This window comes from Paenibacillus sp. WLX1005 (assembly GCF_046603685.1).
Lineage (GTDB): Bacteria > Bacillota > Bacilli > Paenibacillales > Paenibacillaceae > Saccharibacillus.
The window spans coordinates 1709417-1733727 of record NZ_CP176756.1 but is presented as its reverse complement, the minus strand read 5'-3'; the positions used below and the strand labels follow the sequence as shown (position 1 = coordinate 1733727).

The window sequence follows — 24311 nt, the reverse complement described above, 5'->3', positions numbered from 1 at the left end:
GTTATTTACATTTAGTAGGATACCGTTTCACGCATCACTTCTTGCAAGGTTGTTACGCCTTCTCCCACTTTGCGCAAGCCATCTTCCATCAGCGTGATCATCTGTTGTTCCCGAGCGGCATTACGAATCGTTTCCAGTGATGCACCCTGAGAAATGATCTCGCGCAATTGCTGATCGATCTTCAACACTTCATGAATCGCCACCCGTCCACGATAGCCGGTATGGTTACAGTTACCACAGCCTTTGCCGCGCTGTAAACGATCAATCGGAATCCCGCGACTTTGCAGCAATACCGCTTCTTGTTCTGTTGGCTCATAATGCTGACGACAATCCGGGCATACTCGGCGTACAAGACGCTGAGACACGATTCCAAGTAGGGATGAAGCGATCAGATACGATTCCACGCCCATATCTTGCAAACGCATGACGGTACTAACAGCATCATTCGTATGCAGGGTAGACAACACCAAGTGACCGGTTAATGATGCACGAATCGCAATTTCGGCTGTTTCGTTATCCCGGATTTCCCCCACCATGATGATGTTCGGATCTTGACGCAGAATCGAACGCAAACCGGATGCAAAGCTCAGTCCAATCCCCGGATTCACCTGTACCTGGTTGACTCCCTCCAACTGGTACTCCACCGGGTCTTCAACGGTAATGATGTTGGACGTTTCTACATTCAGCACATTTAGCGCCGAATACAGCGTAGTCGTCTTCCCGCTACCAGTCGGTCCAGTAATGAGCAAGATGCCATACGGCTGCTCAATCATTTCACGAAAAGCCGCTGCATTATGGGAATTGAAACCAAGCTGATCAATCGGCTTCACACCTGTACTCAGATCCAGCAAACGCATAACGATCTTCTCACCGTGCATGGTTGGTAAGGACGAGACCCGAATATCGATCATTTTCAGATCAACTTGTAATTTGATCCGTCCATCCTGTGGCAACCGGCGTTCCGCGATGTTCAGCTTTGCCATAATTTTTAAACGGGCGGTAATGAAGCCTTGCATCTGCTTGGGCAGATGACGTTCGGTGCGCAGCTGTCCGTCGATCCGGTAGCGAATTACGACATCATTCTCATTCGGATCGATATGAATATCGGAAGCACGCAGATGCGCCGCCTGCTGGATCATCTGATTAACGAGCCTTACAACTGGCGAGGATTCATCGGTAATCTCTGTTTCCTCGATCTCCTCGGTTGTTGGCAATTCCCCCATCATCTGACTCATCGAATCGCGCAGACCATAGTAATGGGCAATCGCGCGCTGCAACTCATCCCGGCTGGAAATCGCCGGTTCAATACGGAATCCTGTACTCATACGCAAATCTTCGATTGCAAAATAGTCCAGCGGATCCGCCATCGCCACGAATAGCTTGCTGCCTTCTTTCATAAACGGCAACACCTGATAGCGCTTCGCCATACTTTCTGGAATAATCTGCGTGACCGCAGAATCAATCTGATATTTGAACAGATTGACGTGCGGAATCCCCAACTGAAACTCCAATACCTCGATCAGTTGCTGCTCGGTAATATACCCTTGCGCCAGCAATACATCGCCCAATTTACGTTTGGAGCTTCGCTGTTCTTCCAGTGCTTGATTCAATTGCTCCTGAGAGATCAGACCGTTCTCGTATAACAAGTCTCCCAGCTTTTTTTTCATAATCTTCATGTCGTTATTCATCTCCAGCATAAAATGGAAGAATTCGGATATTATAGTACCATTATCGGCAGAATCAGATTGAAATGTATAGTAGATGGAAATGTTGAATCTACTTCATTTTTTTGCCGAAATTAGGTTATTTGTCGTTCATAAATCGGCGGTGTAAGCCGATATATAATTAAGTACGTACTCTATGTATCGGAATCTGAGATATCAAAGATTACAGCTGAATTAAAATTGCTGGAGGCGCCCGCCAATGAAGCTTAAAAAAGTAAAAATCATCCTGCTTGCCGCGCTACTATGCTTGGTCAGCATTCCGCTATTCCATATGATGGCAGGAGCATCTACCCCGTATTCGATCAAAATTTTGGAGATCAACGATAACGGGGATTTTGCGCTGAGCACTCAGCTGCAAGGGACATCCAACGTGACTGTGACCACGATGCGGATGAAGCAATTTGTTGCTCTACGCGAGGATTTGAGCGGCAAGTATGATGCGATCTATATCGGTAAAGGAACGTATAGTACCGCCGGTGTGAACGGACAAGATCATAACACCGCTGGCATTATGAACGATATTACGCATCTGAAAGCGGACGATATCGTCAACAACTATATTGGCAAAGGATTGCCGGTTATTTTGCATGAGTCTATTCTTAGCCAGACTGCAAATACGACCAAAGTGGCTGCCGACCAGCGCATTCTATACAGCACATTTGCCAAATACAGCACGACTGCTGGTAAAGTGAGCAATGTAACGTTTGTAAACGATACGACGTTGCCTTCTGTTGTAACGCAGATCAAGAGCACCAGCTCCAGTCTGTACAAGCTGATGACCCAGCGACCACAGATGACCATTAGCAGCTTGCCGATTGACTATAGTACGAACAAAGCGAACATTTACAAATTGGGCGATCAGCTAAAATTCACCTTCACAACTGACAATATCTCTAGCTACTCATCTGATAATGTTCATGCCAATCTGTATCTGAGCGTCGATAAAGTACTGCAAACGAACAGCGACAATCTGGTTGCCAGCGCTTCGCTCAGCAGCTCCGATGGCAGTCTGACGTATACTTTGCCCAAAGCTTATTCGGGTTTGCTGTACTGGAAACTGGAAATCGTTAATACCCAGTCCGGTAGCGCCCTGTCCAACTATACGAATGGCGTCATCCGGTATCAGGATGAGAAAACCGTTGTCCGTGTACTTCAGGTGATGCCAACGGACAATACAAACAGCAGTCTGCTCAACACATCCAATATGGTGCAAAGCTATCTGGGCGGCACCGATTATCAGCTTAATATTAAAGCGATTCAAATGACTGATTTCAATACAACGGCTTATAAAAGCTTGAACGGCACGTATGATATGCTGATCTTCGGTTTCCGTGACGAGTACAACATCTATGCACCATTGACGGACAATTCGATTCAAGCAATCAAAGATTTTATCAATTCTGGACAAGCAGTCATGTTTACGCATGATACGATTTTTGAATCAACATCGGGGACACGCGCAGCGAAAACGAAGCCGTGGATCGACAATTTCCAAGCGTTGTCCGGGCAGATTGCACCGAAAACGAATATCGGTCTGAACTCGGTGAATGCGTCCACCACGACACAGGTTGTCAATACCGGTCTGCTAACGACCTATCCGTTTGATCTCACTGCCAAACCGACTTCTGGTAGTGTCGGTCAGATTAATACGACGCATGATCAGTACTTTACATTGAATCTGGAAGACCCGGATATCGTGTCCTGGTATAACATTACTGGCAGCAATCGAGATGTACAGGATAGCTGGAACCATTACTATACGTACTCCAACGGCAATGTCACCTATTCCGGTACTGGTCATACGAATACCCAATTCCCGGAATGGGAGCAAAAGCTGTTCGTCAATACGATGTACCGTGCCTTTATCGGTGCCAATCACGCGCCCGATATTACGGTGGTAGCGCCGCAGGATGCCAGCAGCAAGCCATCCTATCTGCGCGATCTGGTGCTGAGCTATACACCGAATGACTGGGATCTGAAGGATCGGACACTGTATACAAGCGTCAAATTCAAATCCAATGGTGCCTATCTGACCGATCTGGAAATCCCAGAGAAAACAGTCGTATCCGGGCAAACGATCAGCCAGACCTTTACGAACCCGCTGCCACAGGGCGGCGCACTACAAATCGAAATTACCGCCCGTGACAAGCAGGGCGCGATTACAACCAAAACAGTCAATCTGACGATCGATCCGGCAAAAGCAAATCTGCTGACCGAACGCAAAATTGTGTCTGGTGTAGATGCAACAACCAATACAGCTGAGCGCGGCAAACCAGTGACTTTGCAATATTCGATCACTCCACAGACGATTGCATACAGCTCGGTTAGCAGTGAAGAGCAAGGATTTGCTCATATGGCAGTTTCCGGCATTCAGTATACAGAGACATTGCCTGCCAATCTGGAAATTGATCGTTCTTCTCTCCCTACAGGTATGGTAGTCACTGGCACTGTAGCTACTGGCTATACGCTGACTATGCCATATGCAGACATCGCCTACAGTTTGACAACGACGAATGGCGTACAGGCATATACACCGGACAAAGCCGATCCGGTCAAGTTCCAGCTGGTCGTTACACCAACAGCCAAAGGCGCCTATAGTCTGCTTAACGCCAATTTGCAATATTATGATATTCACGGCACGAATGTACTTGGTTCTGCTGGTAACTATAACTTCTTCATCAAAGGTAATATCCAGATGGACTCTTCCGGCTTTTCCAGCGAAGGTAAAATGGCTGGCGGCGGCAACATTACACTAAACGGCGGGTTTAGTGTCGGTAGCAAGCTGACCAATACGTCCAGCACGACACCCGTTCTAATCGCAGGCGGTAATTTGAGTGTTGGGGGCGGTTCAGTGCTGAACGGGATTGCTGTATATGGAGGTACATTAACGGCGCCTCAATATAAGAGCTATACCGCTACTCAAGGCAAACCGATTGCTTTCGATACTACGTTTACCAAATTGATTAACACGTCGACGCAGTTGGCAGCATTAACTGCCAATGGGACGACCAAAGTCGAAACTTGGGGTACGGTCAATCTGACTGGTACTGATAAGTCATTGAATGTATTCAATGTATCTGGTACCGCAATCAGTAGTACCAACTCACTTAACATTACCGTGCCAAAAACATCAACTGCTATCGTTAATATTAGTGGCACTAGTGTATCCATGAGTGGCGGTCTTACGATCAAGGATGAGAATGGCAACACTCTTGATCCAGGGCAAGTTATGTTTAACTTCAAACAAGCAACAACACTAACGATCGGAAGCATGGGCGTGAAAGGTACTATTCTCGCTCCGCAGGCAGCTGTTACCTTTGGGGGTAGTATTCAAGGTACATTGATCGGTGCTTCATTAAAAGGCAGCGGCACGGGCGCTTCATTGCCACTGTTTGCCGGTAATGTTGCTTTACCGGATAGCAGCACTGGTGATAAAACGAAAGTCGTATTCCCTGATGTTATATTCCAATCCTCGGTCAAAATCACTTCTGTGAAGTTGGCTGATCGTGAACTATTTGTTAATGCTCAAGAGGTCTTGATTCCCGTTGTTACACCTATAGATGCCAGTAATAAAGTATTAAAATGGACTTCCGATAATCCATCGGTGCTTACTGTGACCGCATCTGGTGAAACCTCACTGGCAACGGCAATCAGTCCGGGTACAGCGCATGTTACTCTGACGACAACAGATGGCAGCAATATTAGTTATACCGCTACAATTACAGTGACTCAGCCGGGTCTTACCATTACCGGAGTTTCTAAATTAAAAGTAAATGATCAAAGTAAATACATTGCCATTCTGAACCCTGTCGATCAAACAGCAAAAGTGAAATGGTCGTTCAAGGATAGTAGTGATAGTAAAGCGACGTTAACAGCCAATTCGACTGATCCGTGGAGTGTCATCGTGCGTGGTAGCTCACCAGGTACAGTCACCCTAGTTGCCATTGTTACAGCAACCAGTGGTAGAACATATACTGCTGAGCTGCCGATTCAAATTTATGGTACATTGGACTTAAAGATAACTGGTGATACAGTCGCTATTGCTGGTGGTGACTCCATTGATTTGAAGGTTAAAGTTACTGCTGATCCAATTGAGTTAACACCTACTGAATTCAAATGGTCTATGACTAGTGCAGATGGAGTAGCAACATTGAATGCTGGGACTGTCGATACTGCTACATTGAAACCAATGAAACCAGGTACTGTCACTATTACCGTTGAAGGCGGTGGTAAAGTTACTACGCATACTATAGTGATTTCTGATCAATTAATTTTAAATGGACCAGATACTGTACAAATGGGACAAGTGATTACACTGTCAGCTAAGCTGGCTTCAAGTACTGTTCCCATCGTTACTTGGACCATTTCCGATCCAAGTGGCAAATTGAAACGTATGCCTGATACAAATTCGTCAAAATTGGTTTTGGGCGCTCTCGTTCCGGGTGAGGTTACAATTGAAGCTGATGATGGAAAAAACAATATATCAAAAACGATCACGATTGATCCGATCAGTCTGAACTTCCTGACCAGTGGACAAACGGCTCGTAACAATCTGAAGGTCGGTAATCTAACCGCCTACAATCTCAAACAAGATCTGGTCTTCAATCAAGATCCCGATGCACAGCTGGCGGCGGATATTTGGAAGAATGTCGTCTTCAGCACCAGTAACAAAGATCTCGTTACGCTCAATACGAGTACAGGTCAATTGACACCACGTAAAAAAGGAACAGCTACCATTACAGCAACCTATACCAATTATCCAAGCATCAGCGCATCCACGACCGTCACTATTTCGGATACGAGCGAAAGCAGCGGTCCAAGTCAGGATGGCAATCGCTACTAATCTAGTACTAAAACTAAACCAGTCCTACTGCTGTCAACAGATATGCAGCCATAACAAAAAGCCCGGAACGTTGAGAATAACAGCGTTCTGGGCTTTTTCAATTATGACATGGATAGCATGTTAGGCTTGTTGCTTGTAGGATCGTTTGAAACGATGGGAAGTTGTAACGCTAAGCAGATTATTTCTTCTGCTCTATCAAACCTTTACTTTACAACCATGATCATTTGCATATGATAAAAAGATTCACATCGTATTCATCGTCAAGAGGCACTCTGCGGTAACAATTGAAGCTTACCAACATTAACGGTGATCTGATTGACACGCGGTAATCCCAATCCTTGATGCGCGTATACTTTGTCACTGTACGTCACCTTAAACCGACTGTCGCTACGGTTAAACGGAGCGGAAAAGGCAATCGTCGATTCGCCTGCATTGGCTGCTCCATTAACCGCATTAACGGTCAGGTCACCTTTGGCGAAGAATCCGCCATTTAGTGCAAATTTGGAACCGACACCGTATAGCGTCGCCTGTGCATCGGTATAAAAGAAGCCGGTCAATTGTGCAGGTTGTGCATTATTGAAGGAATCAAACCGATTTAGCAGAATCGATCCTTTGGACATGATCACTACTTCTTTATCATTCAACCCGGTAATGACCGCATCCTCCAGCACGGTTGAATACGAACCGGATACTGCTGATTTCATCACATACATGGACGAGTCCATCGTAACTTTACCTTTGATCGTGACCGTTCCAGTACTGATGATATTGGCTTGGATTTTGATCGGAGTATTGCCGGTATTGATAATATTCAGGTTCCCATTTACGATAAACCATTTGTTAAATGTAGATACGCCGTCCGTGCCTGTAACGGTACTGCTTTTTTCTGGATAAACAAGTGCATTCAGCGTCTGTCCATCCAATGTCAGATCGCCATCAAAAATAGTCGATTTGGTCAGCTGCGGCAGATTGGTTTGCACTTTGGTCTGCTTGTCCGCCTCCGCTTTCTGCGCCGCAGCAATCTGCTCATCTGTCGGATTGGCAGGCAGTGTAACTGGTTTGAGATCCAGGCGATCAAAGGTCGTGCTGCTGCTGTACGCCGAATCGCTCAGAATGGATGTGATCAGCGTAGCTGCGTTTTTGGTGCCAGTGGAATCGGTGGCTGTCTGTGCATATTTCGTTTTCAGCGTATCGCGCGCAATGCCGGTTGCCTGTGCCAGCTTATCGACAAACGTATCGTCGAGATTCACTTGAACGAATTTTTGCTTGTTTTTGATCATTACATTTTCGACTGGAATATTCAGAGCAGTTTGTAATGCGCTCTCCGTATTTTGCGGTTGCTGGCTGATCGGTTCGCCGGATTTGACAATGGAACCGAATGACTGCACATACGCATTGCCATTTAAAAGTGGATACGTCGTCGACGCCGTAAGCTGCTTGCCTTTGTATTCGTAATTAGCGATATTATCTGTCGTCAGCAGTCCGCCGGCGTAGATATTGCCGACGATATCAGGCGCACCATTCAGGATCAGATTATTTTCCGAACCGAATGCATAGCTCAGAAATTCCGGATAGCTGTCGATCGTTACCTTTTGCTGAAGTTTACGTGAGATTTTGTTTACTGTCGCTTCTGAAGTCAAGGTGAAGACGAAGCGAGTCGTCGTCTCTTGTTTCATAGCAGCACTGATTAATCGGGAAAAGTTCTGTCCGTTCTTCGCTACTGGCACCGACGCATTGGCAACTACTAGATTCTGCAAACTAGTGTTGACGGTTGCGACTTTTTGCGCGAGCGCGACCGGATCGATATCTCCACTCAAGTTCAGCTGTGAACCAATGAGTGCGACCGCTTCATCCAGTGATTTCTGAGCTAGATGCAAACTTTGCACATCGCTTTCGCGTACTTCGGTCATAAAAGCATCCGTCAGCGTGGCACGCATGACCGCCAAACCAAGCACAGTCATAATCAGTAGTACAAACATGACCATCACTAGCGCTGATCCACGTTCACTGCGCCAGTTATTCCGTATGCGGCTACCGATACGAATATGCTGGTCAGCGGATGCCGATGGATGTTGTTTTGTTGTCTTTCTCCCCATCATGGAAGCCAACCTCTCCTGTATGCTATACACTCGTTAGAAACCAAAGCTGCTTTGCAGCGAAATGCCGTTACTCTGCCCTTGGTTGTCACTGGACAGTTTGAGCAATACATTAATAATACCAGTCGTATAAAAGGTACTGCCGTCTGGCGATTGAATCGCAATCGTAGAGCTATTGTTCAACAGAATGCGACCTTGCAGCGAGACTGCTTTTGCCAAATCATCAATGCCATCGCGATTCGCATCATGCAGCAGCGCTCCTTGTGTACTCGTTGCGGGCAGATCCAGATTGGTTGATAGCAGCGCCTTGTTCACCGCTGCAACCTGCTGCACATTGCCGATATACAGCACACCGCCGTACACATAAATATCCGACATCTCCATATCGCCCGACTGCGCTGTCGATGCCTGACTTGTACGTTCCAATCGAATGCCGACCGGGTTACCGCCACTCGTAATCTGACGCACCCGCTCCGGGGCAAAGCTGTATAACTGCGTAATGATCGATGTCGTCAAAATATCGCCATTCGAACGCAGCAAATTATCGGTATTGATCTGATAATAACTACGAAATCCAAACAGCGCGACTCCATAGATCACCCCTGCCATGATGCCGGTAATGATCAGCGCAGCCAGCACCTCTACTAGCGAAAATCCATCCTGACTGCGCAGACGGTCAACGAATTGTCTCATTGGTGATATATCCCTCCACATTCGTTCCGGTGACATTCGTCCGTCCCGTCGGCTGCACACTAACTTGAATCGGGAGCAAATAACTCGTATTGTTACGAATATCTGTCGCTGTAGTCGACGTACTAGTAGTCGTTGTTGACGTTGGCTGGTAACGGATCGTCACCGTATACTGAACACCATTAATATTCGGATTCAGCACTCGTGCCAGCACCTCTGGACTGGAATTGGTCACAAGAAAGCTATACTGACTGCACGCACTACTGCTCGTACAAGCAGTTCCTGTGATGGTACCCTTACTATCGGTAATAAAGTATTTTTTCCATGCAGCAAAATCCTGCTTCTCCGCGTAAACCAGCGCATTACGCGCCAGATTCACCATAACCGTCTTGTTCTCATTCGTTTTGGTATACGATAGGGAGCTGCTAAAGTACGTCAGACCCATCATGATGATGACGGACAAAATCACAATCGCCGCCATTACTTCAATTAACGAGAAACCGTCTTCTTTGCGAAGTTGCAGCATGATCTGTTGTCGCTGTTGTATAATTCTTTTTCTCAACAATGTCATTCGTTCTCATCCTTATCGGAAAATAGATCTCTTTATCTTTTTCGACCAATACGGAACATATGTTTAGAGCAGATTCGCGGGAACGCTCGTATATCCATTTTCTCATTATGATCCTATTCGTAATTGGGCAATATCCAGCCTACATCTATCGTATGTATCGTTTAAAAAGGGGGATTGTCGACCTATTCCCAAAGCAAAAAGCCCGCGTAGCACGCAGGCTTGACTTCATAGTTGCACATATAATATTTCAGCATATAGACGTGTAGATATATAGACGTATAGGATAACGATCAAATGTTGACTAGTGTTGACTAGTTTATAACAACTATCCGTTGACTACTTCGCCGCCATTGACGTGAATGACCTGACCACTCACATATGACGAATCTGTGCTGGCGAGATACACATACGCTGGAGCCAGTTCTTCCGGTTGTCCCGGGCGCTTCATCGGCTGGGATTGACCGAATTTCGCTACCTCTTCCTCGTCAAACGAAGCCGGAATGAGCGGCGTCCAGATCGGACCCGGTGCCACGCCATTGACCCGAATCCCTTTTTCCGCCAGATTCATTGAAAGAGCGCGGGTAAACGATAGAATTGCTCCTTTTGTAGATGAGTAATCAATCAGCGTTGGCTGTCCACGATAAGCGGTAACGGAGGTCGAGTTGATGATCGACGCGCCTTGTTTTAGATAAGGCATTGCCGCTTTCGTAATAAAGAACATTCCGAAAATATTCGTGCGGAACGTACGCTCCAGCTGTTCGGCAGAGATATCTTCAATCGACTTCTGGACATGCTGCTCGGCAGCGTTGTTGACCAGAATATCGAGCTTACCAAGCTCTTGTACTGCCTGATCGACCGCTTGTTTGGCAAAAGCTTCGTCGCCGATATCACCAGCGATCGCGATACATTTACGACCTTCTTTTTCCACATGCGCTTTCGTTTCTTCGGCGTCCTGATGCTCATCTTTGTACAGGATTGCTACATCGGCACCTTCTTTGGCAAAATACACAGCTACAGCGCGACCGATCCCGCTATCGCCGCCTGTAATAATAGCGACTTTACCAGTTAATTTGCCAGCAGCTTTATACTCGGGCGCCTCAAATTGCGGACGCGGTGTCATCTCCTGCTCGATTCCCGGATGTTGATCCTGATGTTGCGGTGGTAATTGTTCTGGACGTGTAGACATAATAAAGTTCCCCTCTCATCGTTTAGAATGATCCAGCTCTATTCTGACAATAGCGTATGTATGCTATTGAACTTCTCATATAACGGTACGGCGCTTTTAACAGTGTGGTATTTCAACAGTGCAATATTTTTAACAGTACGGTGCTTTATTACCACTGCCAATTCATGTTCAAACAAATAACCGTTCATTTCTCCCTATATATTTCATTTATGTAAAATAAATCACTAATGAAGCGCAACAAATGAAGGACAACGAAAAATAAAGAACATCGGCGACAATGAAATAGACTGGAAGCATATCAATACAAAGAAAAACAACAAAAAACCGCTACTTAGTATGAAACTGCACCTCTTAAAATGGACAATTAGATACCACCTCGGGTAAACCAATGTGCATTTAGAGGTACAGTGCAGTTCAGTAGCAGTTTCTGCTGTTCGTTATTTGTTTTGCGTTTTTTGCTTTTTATTCTTTATTCTTTATTCTTTGTTCTTTGTTCTTTATTTTGCGTTCGTCATACAGTTTTCTGTTCTTCATTCATGATACGTTTTTCGTTACATTTTGTCTTTACGTCTTTTATTGTACCTTTTCGTTACAGCATTTTGCTGCGCCTTTGTTGTTATGTCTTTGTTGTTGCGCTTTTGTTGTTACGACTTTTCTGTTGTATCCGTTGATTAGATCAGATGTTGATCAAATCAGATGACGGTATACCATGAAAAAACTCATCAGCAGCAAGCATACAGCCAATCCAACACTAAGCGAGCGAATTTTGCCCGTATAGACAGCGATATCTTTACTTTGCTGAATGTCCGCCAGCGCCAGACGTAGCGGTTTGCCCATGATGCCGCCCAGTGCAGCAATTGCCAATAGCAGCACTACAACAATCGTCATCCACGCGATTGAATAATCGCCCTTCGTCATCAGATAGCCACCAGTCAGCAGTTGTACAATCAGACCAAACTGAGCAATGCGATTCAGCACACGAATGATATGGATCGCACCGGACTGCGATGACCCATCCCAACTTGCTAATTTACTAGCAATAAACGGTAACAACAAATAAAACCCTGTCGATAATGCACCTAAAATGTGCAAAAACACGAGAAAATCAATCACTGATTCCTCTCCCCCATCTACATAAAATAAAATGAGCCTTCCTACTCAAATCAATTCTGCCGTAAGCCGATCATTCAAACCGTATGTAATTCGACTATCCGACTTCTTTATCTGAGGGATAAAGCTACATTCCTATTTTACCCAATCCAATGTGGAAAATATAGTATTACTATCAAAAATGCATATTCACGTTGCGTGCTTGGACAATTGTTGTACACAACAAAATAACCTTTCCTGTAGTATCCACAGCAATGGATATACAGAAAAGGTCGTAATATTCGTGCTTATGCAGATTGCTTCACCTGCCATCAAAGTATTCGCAATCTTGCATAATTTGCATGCAAGAGCGAATACTACACGTCAGGCTGTCACAATTTGAATCACATCGCGTACGGAATCGGCAGATCGATCCAACTGGGATTGTTCATCCTTGGTCAGTTCCAGCTCGAAAATACGTTCAATGCCGTTCCCGCCAAGTATCGCTGGAACACCAAGAAACAGATTATCGTAGCCGTACTCGCCTTCCAAATACGCGATTACAGGCAGGATACGCTTCTTATCCTTCAGCACCGCTTCAGTCATCTGCGTTAGCGCTGCTGCCGGAGCATAGTAAGCGCTACCGTTTCCAAGTAGATTAACGATCTCGCCGCCACCTACACGGGTGCGCTGCACAATCTCGTCCAATCGTTCCTTCGCAATCAACGTATCAATCGGAATACCGCCTACACTGGAATAACGAACGAGGGGAACCATATCGTCCCCATGTCCGCCCAGCACGAATCCTCGTACATCCTCAACCGAGACATTCAATTCCTCAGCGATAAATGTGCAGTATCGCGCTGTATCGAGTACGCCGGATTGTCCAATGACGCGATGTTTCGGAAAACCGAGTGCATGGTAAGCAACGTAGGTCATAGCATCTACCGGATTACTCAAAATAATAACGGTCGACTCCGGGGAATGCTGCTTGATCTGCTCACATACGGAACGCACAATACCGGCGTTGGTATTGACCAGATCATCACGGCTCATGCCCGGTTTGCGGGCAATGCCTGCCGTTAGAATCACCACATCGGAGTCTGCCGTTTCTTCATAATTGGCAGTGCCTGTAATCCTGCTGTCGAAGCCCTGCACCGGACTCGCTTCCAGCATATCAAGCGCTTTGCCTTTGGTTGGGTTTTCGAGTTGCGGAATATCAATCAGCACCACGTCGCCAAGCTCTTTCTGGGCAATCATCAAAGCAGTGGTTGCGCCGGTAAACCCGGCGCCCACAATCGTGATTTTTTTGCGCTTAATCGCTGTCATGGAGTCATCCTCCTACATGTTTTCGATTACTTTATCAGCAAACTCGGAGCATTTTACTTCTGTCGCTTGATCCATCAGACGTGCGAAGTCGTAAGTAACCGTTTTGTTGTTGATCGAAGTTTCCAGACCTTTGTAGATCAGGTCAGCAGCTTCCTGCCAGCCCAAGTGTTCCAGCAGCATAACGCCGGACAGGATAACGGAACCTGGATTTACTACGTCTTTGTCTGCATACTTCGGTGCAGTACCGTGAGTCGCTTCGAAGATCGCGTGACCTGTTACATAGTTGATGTTTGCGCCCGGTGCGATACCGATACCGCCAACTTGTGCAGCCAGTGCATCGGACAGATAGTCACCGTTCAGGTTCAGCGTTGCGATTACATCGAATTCAGCTGGACGAGTCAGAACTTGTTGCAGCGCGATGTCAGCAATCGCATCCTTAACGATGATTTTGCCTGCATCTTCCGCTTCTTTTTGAGCAGCGTTAGCAGCATCTGTACCTTGGTCTTCTTTGATTTTATCGTATTGTGCCCATGTGAATACTTTATCGCCGAATTCAGCTTCAGCGACTTCGTAGCCCCAGTTTTTGAAAGCACCTTCTGTAAATTTCATGATGTTGCCTTTGTGTACCAGCGTTACGCTCTTACGCTCGTGGTCAATCGCGTATTGTACAGCCGCGCGAACGAGACGTTTGGAACCTTCTTCGGATACCGGTTTGATACCGATACCGGACGTTTCTGGGAAGCGAATTTTGTTCACGCCCATTTCGTTTTTCAGGAATTCCAGCACTTTTTTCACTTCTTCTGTGCCTTCTTGGTACTCGATACCTGCGTAGATATCTTCTGTATTTTCACGGAAAATAACCATATCCACCAGCTCAGGACGTTTTACCGGGGAAGGTACGCCGTCGAAGTAACGTACTGGACGCAAGCATACGTACAGATCCAGTTCTTGACGCAGCGCTACGTTCAGGGAACGGATACCGCCGCCGATTGGCGTAGTCAGTGGTCCTTTGATCGCTACGATATATTCACGGATCGCTTCCAGCGTATCAGCAGGCAGCCATTCACCGTATGTATTAAACGCTTTCTCACCGGCGAATACTTCGTACCATGCAATCTTTTTGGAACCGTCGTAAGCTTTCTCTACTGCTGCATCCAGTACGCGTACGGAAGCTTTCCAGATATCGCGACCAGTACCGTCACCCTCGATGAAAGGGATAATCGGGTTGTTTGGCACCTGTAGATTTCCATCTTGAATGGTGATTTGTTCACCAGCAGTTGGCAGTTCGTACTTCTCAAAGTTCGGCATAATATAAGTTCCTCCTCGGTTGTATTTGGTGACTCGTCATATTTCCGGATTGTGCCTTATGGCAGTATCGCCGGTGAATTGACTCATTTTCCGTCTATATTCAGGCGCATGTTGGCAGCAGCGCACTCCACAGGGGCTGTCAGCGTGTGCCTGACAACCTCCCGTTTGACTGCGATGTCATCATCAAGATGGCGAGATCCGCTCTGCGCGTTCCTTGATATGATCTCATCGTATCGTGTAAACCCTGCCTGTTCTTGCCCGCAATACGCCATGATGGCATATGCTGTGAAGGACATCACTGACATGCGCTCCAAACAACGGTTGTATTTATTTTAGCAGACACTGGAAGATAATGAAAAGTCGGAATTGCTGTCAACCATTTCCGCGATAAAAATGTACTGCAAATGCGGAATGATTAGCGAGACTCGACCGGGCTATACTGTTGATCGGTTGGACCTACATACTCAGCACGCGGACGAATAATCCGATTGTTCTCATATTGCTCCAAAATGTGAGCAGCCCAACCAGCTACACGGCTGATCGCGAAGATCGGTGTAAACAAATTGCGTGGAATGCCCAGCATCGTGTACATGGATGCAGAGTAGAAGTCTACGTTCGGCTTCAATCCTTTGCGCTCATTGATCAATTCTTCGATACGCACGCTCATCTCGTACAGAGTCAGATCATTGTTCTTCTCGCCCAGTTCACGCGACATCTGTTGCAGATGTTTGGCACGCGGATCGCCGTTTTTGTAAACGCGGTGACCGAAGCCCATAATTTTGTCTTTGTTGTCGAGCTTTTGTTGAATATAGCTTTCGAGGTTGTCGGGCGAACCGATCTCCTCAAGCATTTTCATAACTGCTTCGTTGGCACCGCCATGCAGTGGACCTTTCAGTGCGCCGATTGCAGACGTAATACCGGAATAGATGTCCGATAGCGTTGCCACCGTAACACGAGCAGCAAATGTCGACGCGTTCAATTCATGATCGGCGTGCAGCACAAGTGCTTGATCCAGCGCTTTGATCGCTGTTGCTTCCGGTTCGGTGCCGTTCAGCATGTACAGGAAGTTGTGCGCGATGGACACACCTTTCAGCGGTTCAACCGGGTCTTTGCCTTCAGCAATGCGTCCGATTGCAGCAACGATTGCTGGCAGTTGCGCCTGTAATTTAATCACTTTTTGGTGATTCGCTTCGGTACTCATATCATCGGCTTGCTCATCATACAATGCAAGCGCCGAGATGGCACTGCGCAGCGCCGCCATCCGGTTCATATCAGATGGATACAGTTTGATTTGTTGAATAAGCGCATCCGGCAGTACTGCATATTTATCCAGATCTTTTTGCAACTGGTCAAGCTCGTTCTGATTCGGCAGCTTACCAAACCAGAGCAAATAGGCGACTTCCTCAAAGCTGGCATTTACAGCCAAATCATCAATATCGTACCCACGGTACGTTAGAACTCCATCGACAATGGAGCTAATGGATGAACTTGCTGCAACAACGCCTTCTAAACCTTTGGTAGCTGTCATGTGATTCTCTCCTTTGCAAAACGACTCTTGAAGTTTGTCTAATTTGTTAATGAAAACATTTACATTTTTAAAAATGTTAAAATTATGAAGATCGTAGTATGCAGGAACTAAGGTGTTTTGAGGTTGCTGAACCTTACACCTGTCATTAACCTTCCAAGAACCTTATATCATCATACTTTATTTTGACGGACTTGTGAACAAAAGTGGAGATTGATAGGATATCAAATTGTTTTATCCTTTTGATAAATTATTTTTTGTAAGCCTTTACAATAGTGCTCGCTCGCTTTTATTCACAAATTCGTCGATACCTCATTGTATACGAATATGCCGAAAATAAAAAGACCGACCCTTATTTATGTAAGGTCGGTCGGTATGTTTTGAAGCGATTTATGCTTTAGGCAAAATCATTTTGGCGAATAATATACAGCAGTTATACTACTATGATATTGCATTCGATCCGCCTGCAATGAACATGGAGAAGGAATTTTATTTATAAACATACATTAAAGTGTATATACTTTTTTGATGTATGTTGGTACTGCTTTTAATATCCCATCATGCCCATTTCGCTAATGCAGATCAGATTGCCGCCATTGTTCTCTAAGAAGCGGATACGATATTGTTTGTACGCAGTCGTATTCGGAATCGTATAGACGTTAGCTTTGTCGGTTGTCCAAGTTTTGATTCCAGTTTGACTATCCAATGTCACCCATGCTTTCCCATCATAAGCTTCGAATACCCATGATTTTGGCGCTTGAGCCAGTCCATACTGACTATCGTTTTGCTTCATTTGCATCGAATAGGATGTTACGGTTTTGGCGTCAGTAAACTCGTAACTTAACCAACCTTTGATCTCGCCGTTTTTTGTGGAAAATGGATAGCATTTGTTATCAAACGCATGATAAGCTTGTGCATCCCATGATGTATCATAGCTACTGGAACTGGCTTTGCCGTATACATCTTGATTAGCGGTCATTGCATGAATCAGTGAATTGACAGGTGTCACACTGCACTGATCAACAGGTTGATTGATTGGTGTTGGCGCTGGTGCAGGAGTTGGCTCGGTGCTATCGGTCTGTGGCGCAGACAGCCATTCCATTCCACCATTGATAATAATCGGTACACTATACAATGAACTATTGACGAATCCAGAAGCAATCAGCTCGGCATTGCTTGAGCCGCTCGTCGTCAGAATACCTGTAAATGGACGATCTCCGCAATTGCTCGTTTGCCCACCAAAGGTAAAATGATACGTGGAAGCATGACCTGCTGCTACTGTTACTCCTGAGCCGGGAATCAGCTCGGATGTCATCCCATTATATGTAGTTCCCGCTGTTACAAAAGAAGTCCCATCTGCTTTTAAAAAATCCAGCTTTACTTTCTGATCGGCATTGCTCAAATTCGTTACATTTAATGATAACTCCACCAGATGCGATTGATCACAAAACGTATTAGCAGGAATGGAAAATACCATCCGTTTCACTGCGGTAACAGTATCTGCTGCTTGAGCCTGTGAAGGAATGAGCCAGCTGAATAGCATCACCATCATTATTGTAAATCCTGTCATCATTTTTACTCTTTTTGTACACATGGAATGTTCATTTCCCTTCTCTACTTGAATGATAGCAAGCACAGTTAGTCACCTACCAATTTCTTATATCGGAAAATAATCAATAAAATGAATAGGGTTCCTTTTTATAGGATGAACACATCGCATACATAAAAGATTGCTCACTCAAGTGCCTATTCGTTTCAAAGCGCTACTGTATCGTTTAACTCATTATATGAACCGGGTTACATAACGGTGAGTATGAATAGTAAGGAGAGCGAGCCATTTGAACACAATTATCCGCAACCGGATTTTACGAGGGTTGTGGGTGCTGGTAGCGATTGTTTTGACATGTATTGCCGTTCGTTATCTGTTCCCACTCCTCTATCCGTTGCTGCTTGCCTGGCTGTTTGCATATGCGATGAACCCGCTAGTGCGGCTATTTCAGAAGCGGGTTCGGTTTCCGCGCTGGTTGGCAGTCTCCATTTCGTTGCTCATTTATGTAGGGGGTTTACTTGCACTGCTATCGCTGCTTGTCACGCGACTCGTGCAGGAAACGATTACCTTGATGGAAACATTCAATGAGCATATCGATAGCTGGCGCGAGATGTTTGTCGGCTGGACTCAAAATGACCGCATTCAATCGATCATCGACCAGATCAGCGGCTTTTTGAAGCAAGGACCTGCACAGGGTGCGATTAATGACAATCTGCATCAGACGACGCAAAGTTTGACCAGTATGGTCAGCGGGATTGTCACCAGCATTTTGAATTATTTGCTATCCTTCTTGACGGCACTGCCGAATTTTGCCTGGATTATCGTAGTCGTTGTGCTGTCGGCATTCTTTATTAGCAATAGCTGGGAACGCCATACACGCATGGTATCCGGGTGGTTTCCCTCCGCTATTCGCCAGCCTTCGGTCGCCATCTGGAATGATCTGCAAAAAGCGCTGTTCGGCTATGTAAAAGCACAATTCATTCTCATCTCTATTACAGGCATTATCGTCATTATCGGGCTGTTCATTTTGAATGTACAATCTGCATTATTGATCGGTTTGCTGATTGGGTTGGTTGATCTGCTGCCTTATCTTGGTGTCGGTATTGTGATGGTGCCATGGGCAATCTACAGCTTTATGAGCAACAATCTAGGACTCGGTATCGGTCTGAGTGTGCTGTATATCGTCGTTCTGATTGTTCGTCAGATTATGGAGCCTAAGATTCTCGCCAGCAATGTCGGGCTTGATCCACTCGCAACACTGATCAGTATGTTTGTCGGGCTGAAGTTGTTTGGTGCACTGGGATTAATCATTGGTCCGGTCACACTTGTATTTGTTGCCGCGTTGAATCGTGCTAACGTCTTCCGCGATCTGCGCAACTATATCGTGAACGGTAGAGTAACTTGATCAATCATGAATATCTTTTAAAAATGGAATAAAGAGATAAAAGCTGCAATACAAAAAAGCCTTTTGCCATGCTCAGGACATTCATCCTGTTGCACAGCGAAAGGCTCATTTTCATTATATTCATGCACATCATGAAGTCATACATATTATTACGGACGGTAAATAGTGATCGAGCCCTTTTTCATCCGTTTTTCAATCCATTTGAGCAGCAGATTGCGGTACAGCGGACGTGTGAGCGGGAATACGATAGTAAAGCCAATCACATCCAGCACGAATCCCGGCAATACAAGCATAATACCGCCAATGAATACACATAATCCATCCAGCATTTTACGTCCCGGTGGCTGGTTGGCGTTAATCAAAGCCTTCGTATCCTCCAGCACTTTGCGACCTTCAAATCGCATCATGACTACACCGATCAGCGATGTCAATATGAGTAGAATTAGCGTATTCCAACCGCCAATCCATTGAATCATTTGCAAAAACACGTACCATTCCAGGAGTGGCACAATGATGATTAGCGCAGCAATCCATTTCTTCAAGCGGTACCTCTCCTCTCTACACTTGCAAAGACCTTACAAGTGCATCATACAGCGATGGCAATACTTTATCAAGCCGCACTGGCACAAATTCACGACTGACCCACACATGCCGGGTACTTCCACTCGTCAGATGTTTGCCGGGCAGTTCATCGTCAGCAGCAAATACTGGACGCTGGCGTGAAGATGAAGCTTCGCCAACCGATTGCTCATCATGCTCATCTAGCAGATGAATACGGTATTCATAATCAATACGCAGCCGCGAGAAATTAACGATGCGTGTATACACAGCGACCCGATCATCGTATCGTGCCGGGTGTCCGTATGATAACGAAGCATCAACAAGCGGCAGTAGTACGCCCGCCTGTTCCATATCGCGATAACGGAAACCGAGATCACGAATCATCTCCGTGCGCCCCAGCTCAAACCAGTTTAAATAATTCGTATGATAGACAACGCCCATCGGATCGTTCTCCTGATACCGTACACGGAAGGCGATGCCATGCCATGCACTGGGCAGATTCAATTCCAGTTTTGCCATTATAATTCCTCCTTGCCAGACGATGATACGAAAAACAAGCAAAAAAGCAATGGATTCGCTCCACTGCTTTTTTGCTTATGCTATACACACAACGAAGGGATTATGCTTCGATTTGTGCTACTTTGATCAGGTTCGTGGAACCGGATTCGCCCAGTGGGATACCGGCAGTGATAACAACCAGGTCGCCCTCTTTCAGGAAACCGGAATCTTTACCACCTTGCAGTGCCACTTGGAACAGTTCATCTGTGGAATGCGCTTGTGTACCTTTAACCGGGTGCACGCCCCATGCCAGAGACAGACGACGCATCGTTTGGTCGTTCGTCGTTACAGCGATGATTGGCGCTTGCGGACGGTATTTCGCTACTACGCGAGCAGTATGACCGGACTCAGTAGAAGAAATGATTGCTGTTGCATTCAGATCCATCGCACAGCTAGCTACCGATTGGCTGATCGCTTCTGTTACTGTCGTTTGTTGTGCATGGCTTTGTTTCAAGAAGATTTCGCGATAGTTCAGCGCGGATTCTGCTTTTTCAGCGATACGAGCCATTGTCAGTACGGATTCTACTGGGTATTTACCAGCAGCTGTTTCACCGGACAGCATGATTGCATCGGTGCCGTCGAAGATTGCGTTCGCCACGTCACTTGCTTCCGCACGCGTTGGGCGTGGGTTACGTTGCATGGAATCCAGCATTTGTGTAGCTGTGATAACCGGTTTGCCGGCACGGTTACATTTTTCGATCATTTGTTTTTGTACCAGAGGTACTTGCTCAGCCGGGATTTCTACGCCGAGGTCACCACGGGCAACCATCAAACCGTCGGATACTTCCAGGATTTCGTCTAGGTTGTCGACACCTTGTTGGTTTTCGATTTTGGAGATGATTTGTACATGTTTTGCGCCTTTTTGTTCCAGCAGTTCACGGATTTCCAGTACATCGCTTGCTTTACGAACGAAGGAAGCAGCGATAAAGTCTACACCTTGCTCAACACCGAAAATAATGTCGTTAGCATCTTTTTCTGTGATGCCCGGCAGGGAAATGTTCACGCCCGGTACGTTTACGCCTTTGCGACCTTTGATTTGTCCACCGTTGACGATACGGCATTTGATCTCAGTGCCTTGTACCTGTACAACGTTCAGACCGATCAGACCGTCATCGATCAGGATTGTAGAGCCAACTTCAACGTCGCCCGGCAATTCTCTGTACGATACAGTCAGACGATGCTGGTCACCCAGAATCTCTTCGGTAGTCAGCGTGATGTATTCATCCTGAACCAGGTCAATCGGTTCTTCCTTCAGTTTGCCGATGCGGATTTCCGGACCTTTGGTATCCAGCAGGACAGCTACAGTTTTACCCAGTTCCTTGCTGGCTTGTTTGATGTTTTTGATACGGTTGCCGTGCTCTTCAAAGTCACCGTGGGAAAAGTTCAGACGGGCAACGTTCATGCCTGCCATAATCAGTTTTTTCGTGTTTTCCAGGGATTCGCTTGCCGGTCCAATCGTACATACAATCTTAGATTTACGCATAATGTGTTTCCTCCGTTTTCAAGGTCTCTCTATTGTTTGTTTTCCAACATAACCTGTCATCGGACAGATAACAGGCCCCAACAACTAAATGTACTACAAATTCTCCGTTTTGTATACAGGGATGGATATTATTTATCCCGCCGTGCCCTGAATCTGCCTTTGGAGCGGTAGATGTGCACCTGCACAACAGAAAACCGCCCATACCCTTCCCTGCCGGGAGGCATGGACGGCATGATTGACTAGGTGGCGATCAATCGATGCTTAGTGAGGCAACGCATCGGTCGAATCGTCGTTATGAAAGGCAGTGGTCACCGGGGATAGCTTCTGCTCGTCTTCCCCTGCCGCCGATACGGAGTCTGCGGCTTGTTCCTTTTGCTGCTCTTGTTGATTGGTTGTACCAAAGTTAGTCGGTACCTGCTTCTCGACAAATTCGCCGATCTTGCGGAATTTCTGGTAACGGTCTTCCACCAGACATGTTGCATCCATACCGGACAATTGACGCAGCTGATTCAATAGCTCGCTGCGAATCGCCGTACCGGTTGCTTCATAGTCTTTGTGCGCTCCGCCCTGTGGTTCGGGAATAATCGCTTCGATGATTTCCATCTCCAGCAGATCATTTGCCGTAATCTTCATCGCTTCTGCTGCCTGATCGGCTTTGGAGGCATCTTTCCACAGGATGGAAGCGGCACCGTTCGGCGAGATTGCCGAGTAAATGGCGTGCTCCAACATCAGGACGCGATTACCCACGCCGATTGCCAGTGCACCGCCGCTACCGCCTTCGCCGATTACGACGCAGATGACAGGCACACGCAGTTTTGCCATCTCCCACAAGTTGCGGGCGATCGCTTCTGACTGACCGCGCTCCTCTGCTGTATTACCCGGATACGCGCCTTTGGTATCAATAAATGTAATAATCGGACGTCCGAATTTCTCGGCTTGCTTCATCAGACGGATTGATTTGCGGAATCCTTCTGGATGCGGGCTGCCGAAGAAACGAGCGATATTGTCCTTCGTGTCCTTCCCACGCTGCTGTCCGATAATCGTTACCGGCTTACCATCCAGACGCGCCAGTCCGCCGACAATCGCCAGATCGTCGCCAAACATGCGGTCGCCGTGCAATTCGATAAAATCGGTAAAGATCAGCGGAATCAGATCCAGCGTTGTTGGACGCTGCTGATTACGCGCCAGATGCATTTTCTGGGCGGGACTAATATTGGTATAGATTTCACCTTCCATCTGACGATAACGCTCTTCCAGACGGTTGATCTCATCGGTAAAATCGATTTCTTTTTCCTGACCAAACTGTTTCAGCTCGTCGATCTTTTTGCGCAATTCAACGAGAGGCATTTCAAAAGGCATCTCTCCTGCCACTCAAAATCCCCCTTTCCATGTATGATAGTCCAGCAATTCGCCCAGCATGGACTTCATATCTTTACGGTTGACAACCATATCGAGCTGTCCGTGCTCCAGATTGAACTCGGCTGTCTGGAAATTGTCAGGCAGCTTCTGGCGGATCGTCTGCTCAATAACGATACGACCGGCAAAACCGAATAATGCGCCCGGCTCAGCCATAATCACATCGCCCAGCATCGCAAAGCTGGCGGATACGCCACCCATCGTCGGATCGGTAATGACGGATATGTACAGTCCGCCGTTCTCTTGAAAACGTGCCAATGCTGCGCTCGTCTTCGCCATCTGCATGAGGCTAATAATACTCTCCTGCATACGCGCTCCGCCAGAGGTGGAGAACATAATCAGTGGCAAGTTACGCTCATCAGCTGCTTCAATCGCACGGGTGATCTTCTCGCCGACAACCGAACCCATACTACCGCTGAAAAAGTCAAAGCTCATCACAGCCAGAATGACCGGATGACCGTCGATCTCGCCCTGACCGGTAATAACAGCATCGCGCAGACCAGAATTCATCTTCTGCTGCTCCAGCTTTTTGGCATAGCCCGGGAAGTTCAGCGGATCGACAGATTCCATACCCGCGTCAAACTCGGTAAACTTGCCTTCGTCCACGGTCATAACGATACGCTCAATCGCGTTCAATCGCATATGATAACCGCAGTTGCTGCATACCTTCAGGTTTTTTTCCAGTTCCTTGCTGTAATGAATCGTGCCGCATTTGCTGCACTTGTTCATCAGGCCTTCGGGAATTTCACGTTTCGGGCGTTCCTGTGGCTGCTCATCTGATGCGGGTTCATTACTCCAGCGCTGTGAAGGAATGGTCGCATATTTTTTTTTCTTCTGGAATAAATCTCTAAACACAACTACACCTCTTCAGACGTATACTTATTCCCCAGTTTATGAATGTGCTTTGTTTTTGATAAATGATACGATCATGATAAAATGGCAGGCCGAAGCCCACATAATGGGATAATGATACCATAC

Annotated in this window: 17 protein-coding genes; 2 read left to right on the top strand and 15 right to left on the bottom strand. The window is 46.4% G+C overall.

Annotated features, from left to right (window positions below; all coding sequences use genetic code 11):
• Positions 1–11: 11 nt before the first annotated feature.
• A complete protein-coding gene (locus ACE3MZ_RS07525; protein WP_411345835.1) occupies positions 12–1676 on the bottom strand; it encodes a GspE/PulE family protein in 1665 nt (554 codons plus the stop codon).
• 247 nt (positions 1677–1923) lie between these two features.
• Here ACE3MZ_RS07525 and ACE3MZ_RS07520 point away from each other — a divergent pair, with 247 nt between their 5' ends.
• Positions 1924–6567, top strand: coding sequence for a DUF5057 domain-containing protein (locus ACE3MZ_RS07520; protein WP_411345834.1), 4644 nt, complete (start codon positions 1924–1926; stop codon positions 6565–6567).
• Between the two features lie 260 nt (positions 6568–6827).
• On the opposite strand, the gene ACE3MZ_RS07515 is transcribed toward ACE3MZ_RS07520, so the two are convergent.
• The 9 genes from ACE3MZ_RS07515 to ACE3MZ_RS07475 form a co-directional block, all read right to left on the bottom strand.
• Positions 6828–8666, bottom strand: a complete 1839-nt coding sequence (locus tag ACE3MZ_RS07515) for a hypothetical protein (RefSeq protein ID WP_411345833.1) — start codon at positions 8664–8666, stop codon at positions 6828–6830.
• A 33-nt stretch (positions 8667–8699) separates the two neighbouring features.
• A complete protein-coding gene (locus tag ACE3MZ_RS07510; RefSeq protein WP_411345832.1) occupies positions 8700–9356 on the bottom strand; it encodes a prepilin-type N-terminal cleavage/methylation domain-containing protein in 657 nt (218 codons plus the stop codon).
• A complete protein-coding gene (locus ACE3MZ_RS07505; RefSeq protein WP_411345831.1) occupies positions 9340–9924 on the bottom strand; it encodes a prepilin-type N-terminal cleavage/methylation domain-containing protein in 585 nt (194 codons plus the stop codon). Before ACE3MZ_RS07505 ends, ACE3MZ_RS07510 begins: the two co-directional genes overlap by 17 nt.
• Positions 9925–10249: 325 nt before the next feature.
• On the bottom strand, positions 10250–11110 hold the full coding sequence (locus ACE3MZ_RS07500; protein ID WP_411345830.1) for an SDR family oxidoreductase: 861 nt from the start codon (positions 11108–11110) through the stop codon (positions 10250–10252).
• A 687-nt stretch (positions 11111–11797) separates the two neighbouring features.
• Positions 11798–12223 carry a hypothetical protein gene (locus tag ACE3MZ_RS07495; RefSeq protein ID WP_411345829.1) on the bottom strand — a complete coding sequence of 142 codons (426 nt, stop codon included), beginning with the start codon at positions 12221–12223 and terminating at the stop codon, positions 11798–11800.
• 360 nt (positions 12224–12583) lie between these two features.
• Positions 12584–13528, bottom strand: a complete 945-nt coding sequence (mdh, locus tag ACE3MZ_RS07490; protein WP_411345828.1) for a malate dehydrogenase — start codon at positions 13526–13528, stop codon at positions 12584–12586.
• Between the two features lie 12 nt (positions 13529–13540).
• The gene (gene icd / locus ACE3MZ_RS07485; RefSeq protein ID WP_411345827.1) at positions 13541–14836 is read right to left on the bottom strand and encodes an NADP-dependent isocitrate dehydrogenase; all 1296 of its coding nucleotides are present in this window, start codon (positions 14834–14836) and stop codon (positions 13541–13543) included.
• Positions 14837–15251: 415 nt separating this feature from the next.
• Positions 15252–16364, bottom strand: a complete 1113-nt coding sequence (locus tag ACE3MZ_RS07480; RefSeq protein ID WP_411345826.1) for a citrate/2-methylcitrate synthase — start codon at positions 16362–16364, stop codon at positions 15252–15254.
• A 544-nt stretch (positions 16365–16908) separates the two neighbouring features.
• Positions 16909–17913, bottom strand: coding sequence for a discoidin domain-containing protein (locus ACE3MZ_RS07475; protein ID WP_411345825.1), 1005 nt, complete (start codon positions 17911–17913; stop codon positions 16909–16911).
• Positions 17914–18199: 286 nt separating this feature from the next.
• On the opposite strand from ACE3MZ_RS07475, the gene ytvI reads away from it, so the two are divergent.
• Positions 18200–19315, top strand: a complete 1116-nt coding sequence (ytvI, locus tag ACE3MZ_RS07470; protein ID WP_411345824.1) for a sporulation integral membrane protein YtvI — start codon at positions 18200–18202, stop codon at positions 19313–19315.
• A 149-nt stretch (positions 19316–19464) separates the two neighbouring features.
• Here ytvI and ACE3MZ_RS07465 read toward each other — a convergent pair whose 3' ends face one another.
• The 5 genes from ACE3MZ_RS07465 to accD all read right to left on the bottom strand — a co-directional run bounded on the left by ACE3MZ_RS07465 (position 19465) and on the right by accD (position 24188).
• Positions 19465–19857, bottom strand: a complete 393-nt coding sequence (locus ACE3MZ_RS07465) for an FxsA family protein (protein ID WP_411345823.1) — start codon at positions 19855–19857, stop codon at positions 19465–19467.
• Positions 19858–19873: 16 nt separating this feature from the next.
• Positions 19874–20395 carry an acyl-CoA thioesterase gene (locus tag ACE3MZ_RS07460; RefSeq protein WP_411345822.1) on the bottom strand — a complete coding sequence of 174 codons (522 nt, stop codon included), beginning with the start codon at positions 20393–20395 and terminating at the stop codon, positions 19874–19876.
• A gap of 100 nt (positions 20396–20495) precedes the next feature.
• A complete protein-coding gene (gene pyk, locus ACE3MZ_RS07455; protein ID WP_411345821.1) occupies positions 20496–21917 on the bottom strand; it encodes a pyruvate kinase in 1422 nt (473 codons plus the stop codon).
• Positions 21918–22178: 261 nt separating this feature from the next.
• Positions 22179–23288, bottom strand: coding sequence for an acetyl-CoA carboxylase carboxyltransferase subunit alpha (locus ACE3MZ_RS07450; RefSeq protein ID WP_411345820.1), 1110 nt, complete (start codon positions 23286–23288; stop codon positions 22179–22181).
• Entirely contained in the window at positions 23289–24188 is a 900-nt protein-coding gene (gene accD, locus ACE3MZ_RS07445; protein ID WP_411345819.1) for an acetyl-CoA carboxylase, carboxyltransferase subunit beta, read from the bottom strand.
• Positions 24189–24311 lie beyond the last annotated feature (123 nt).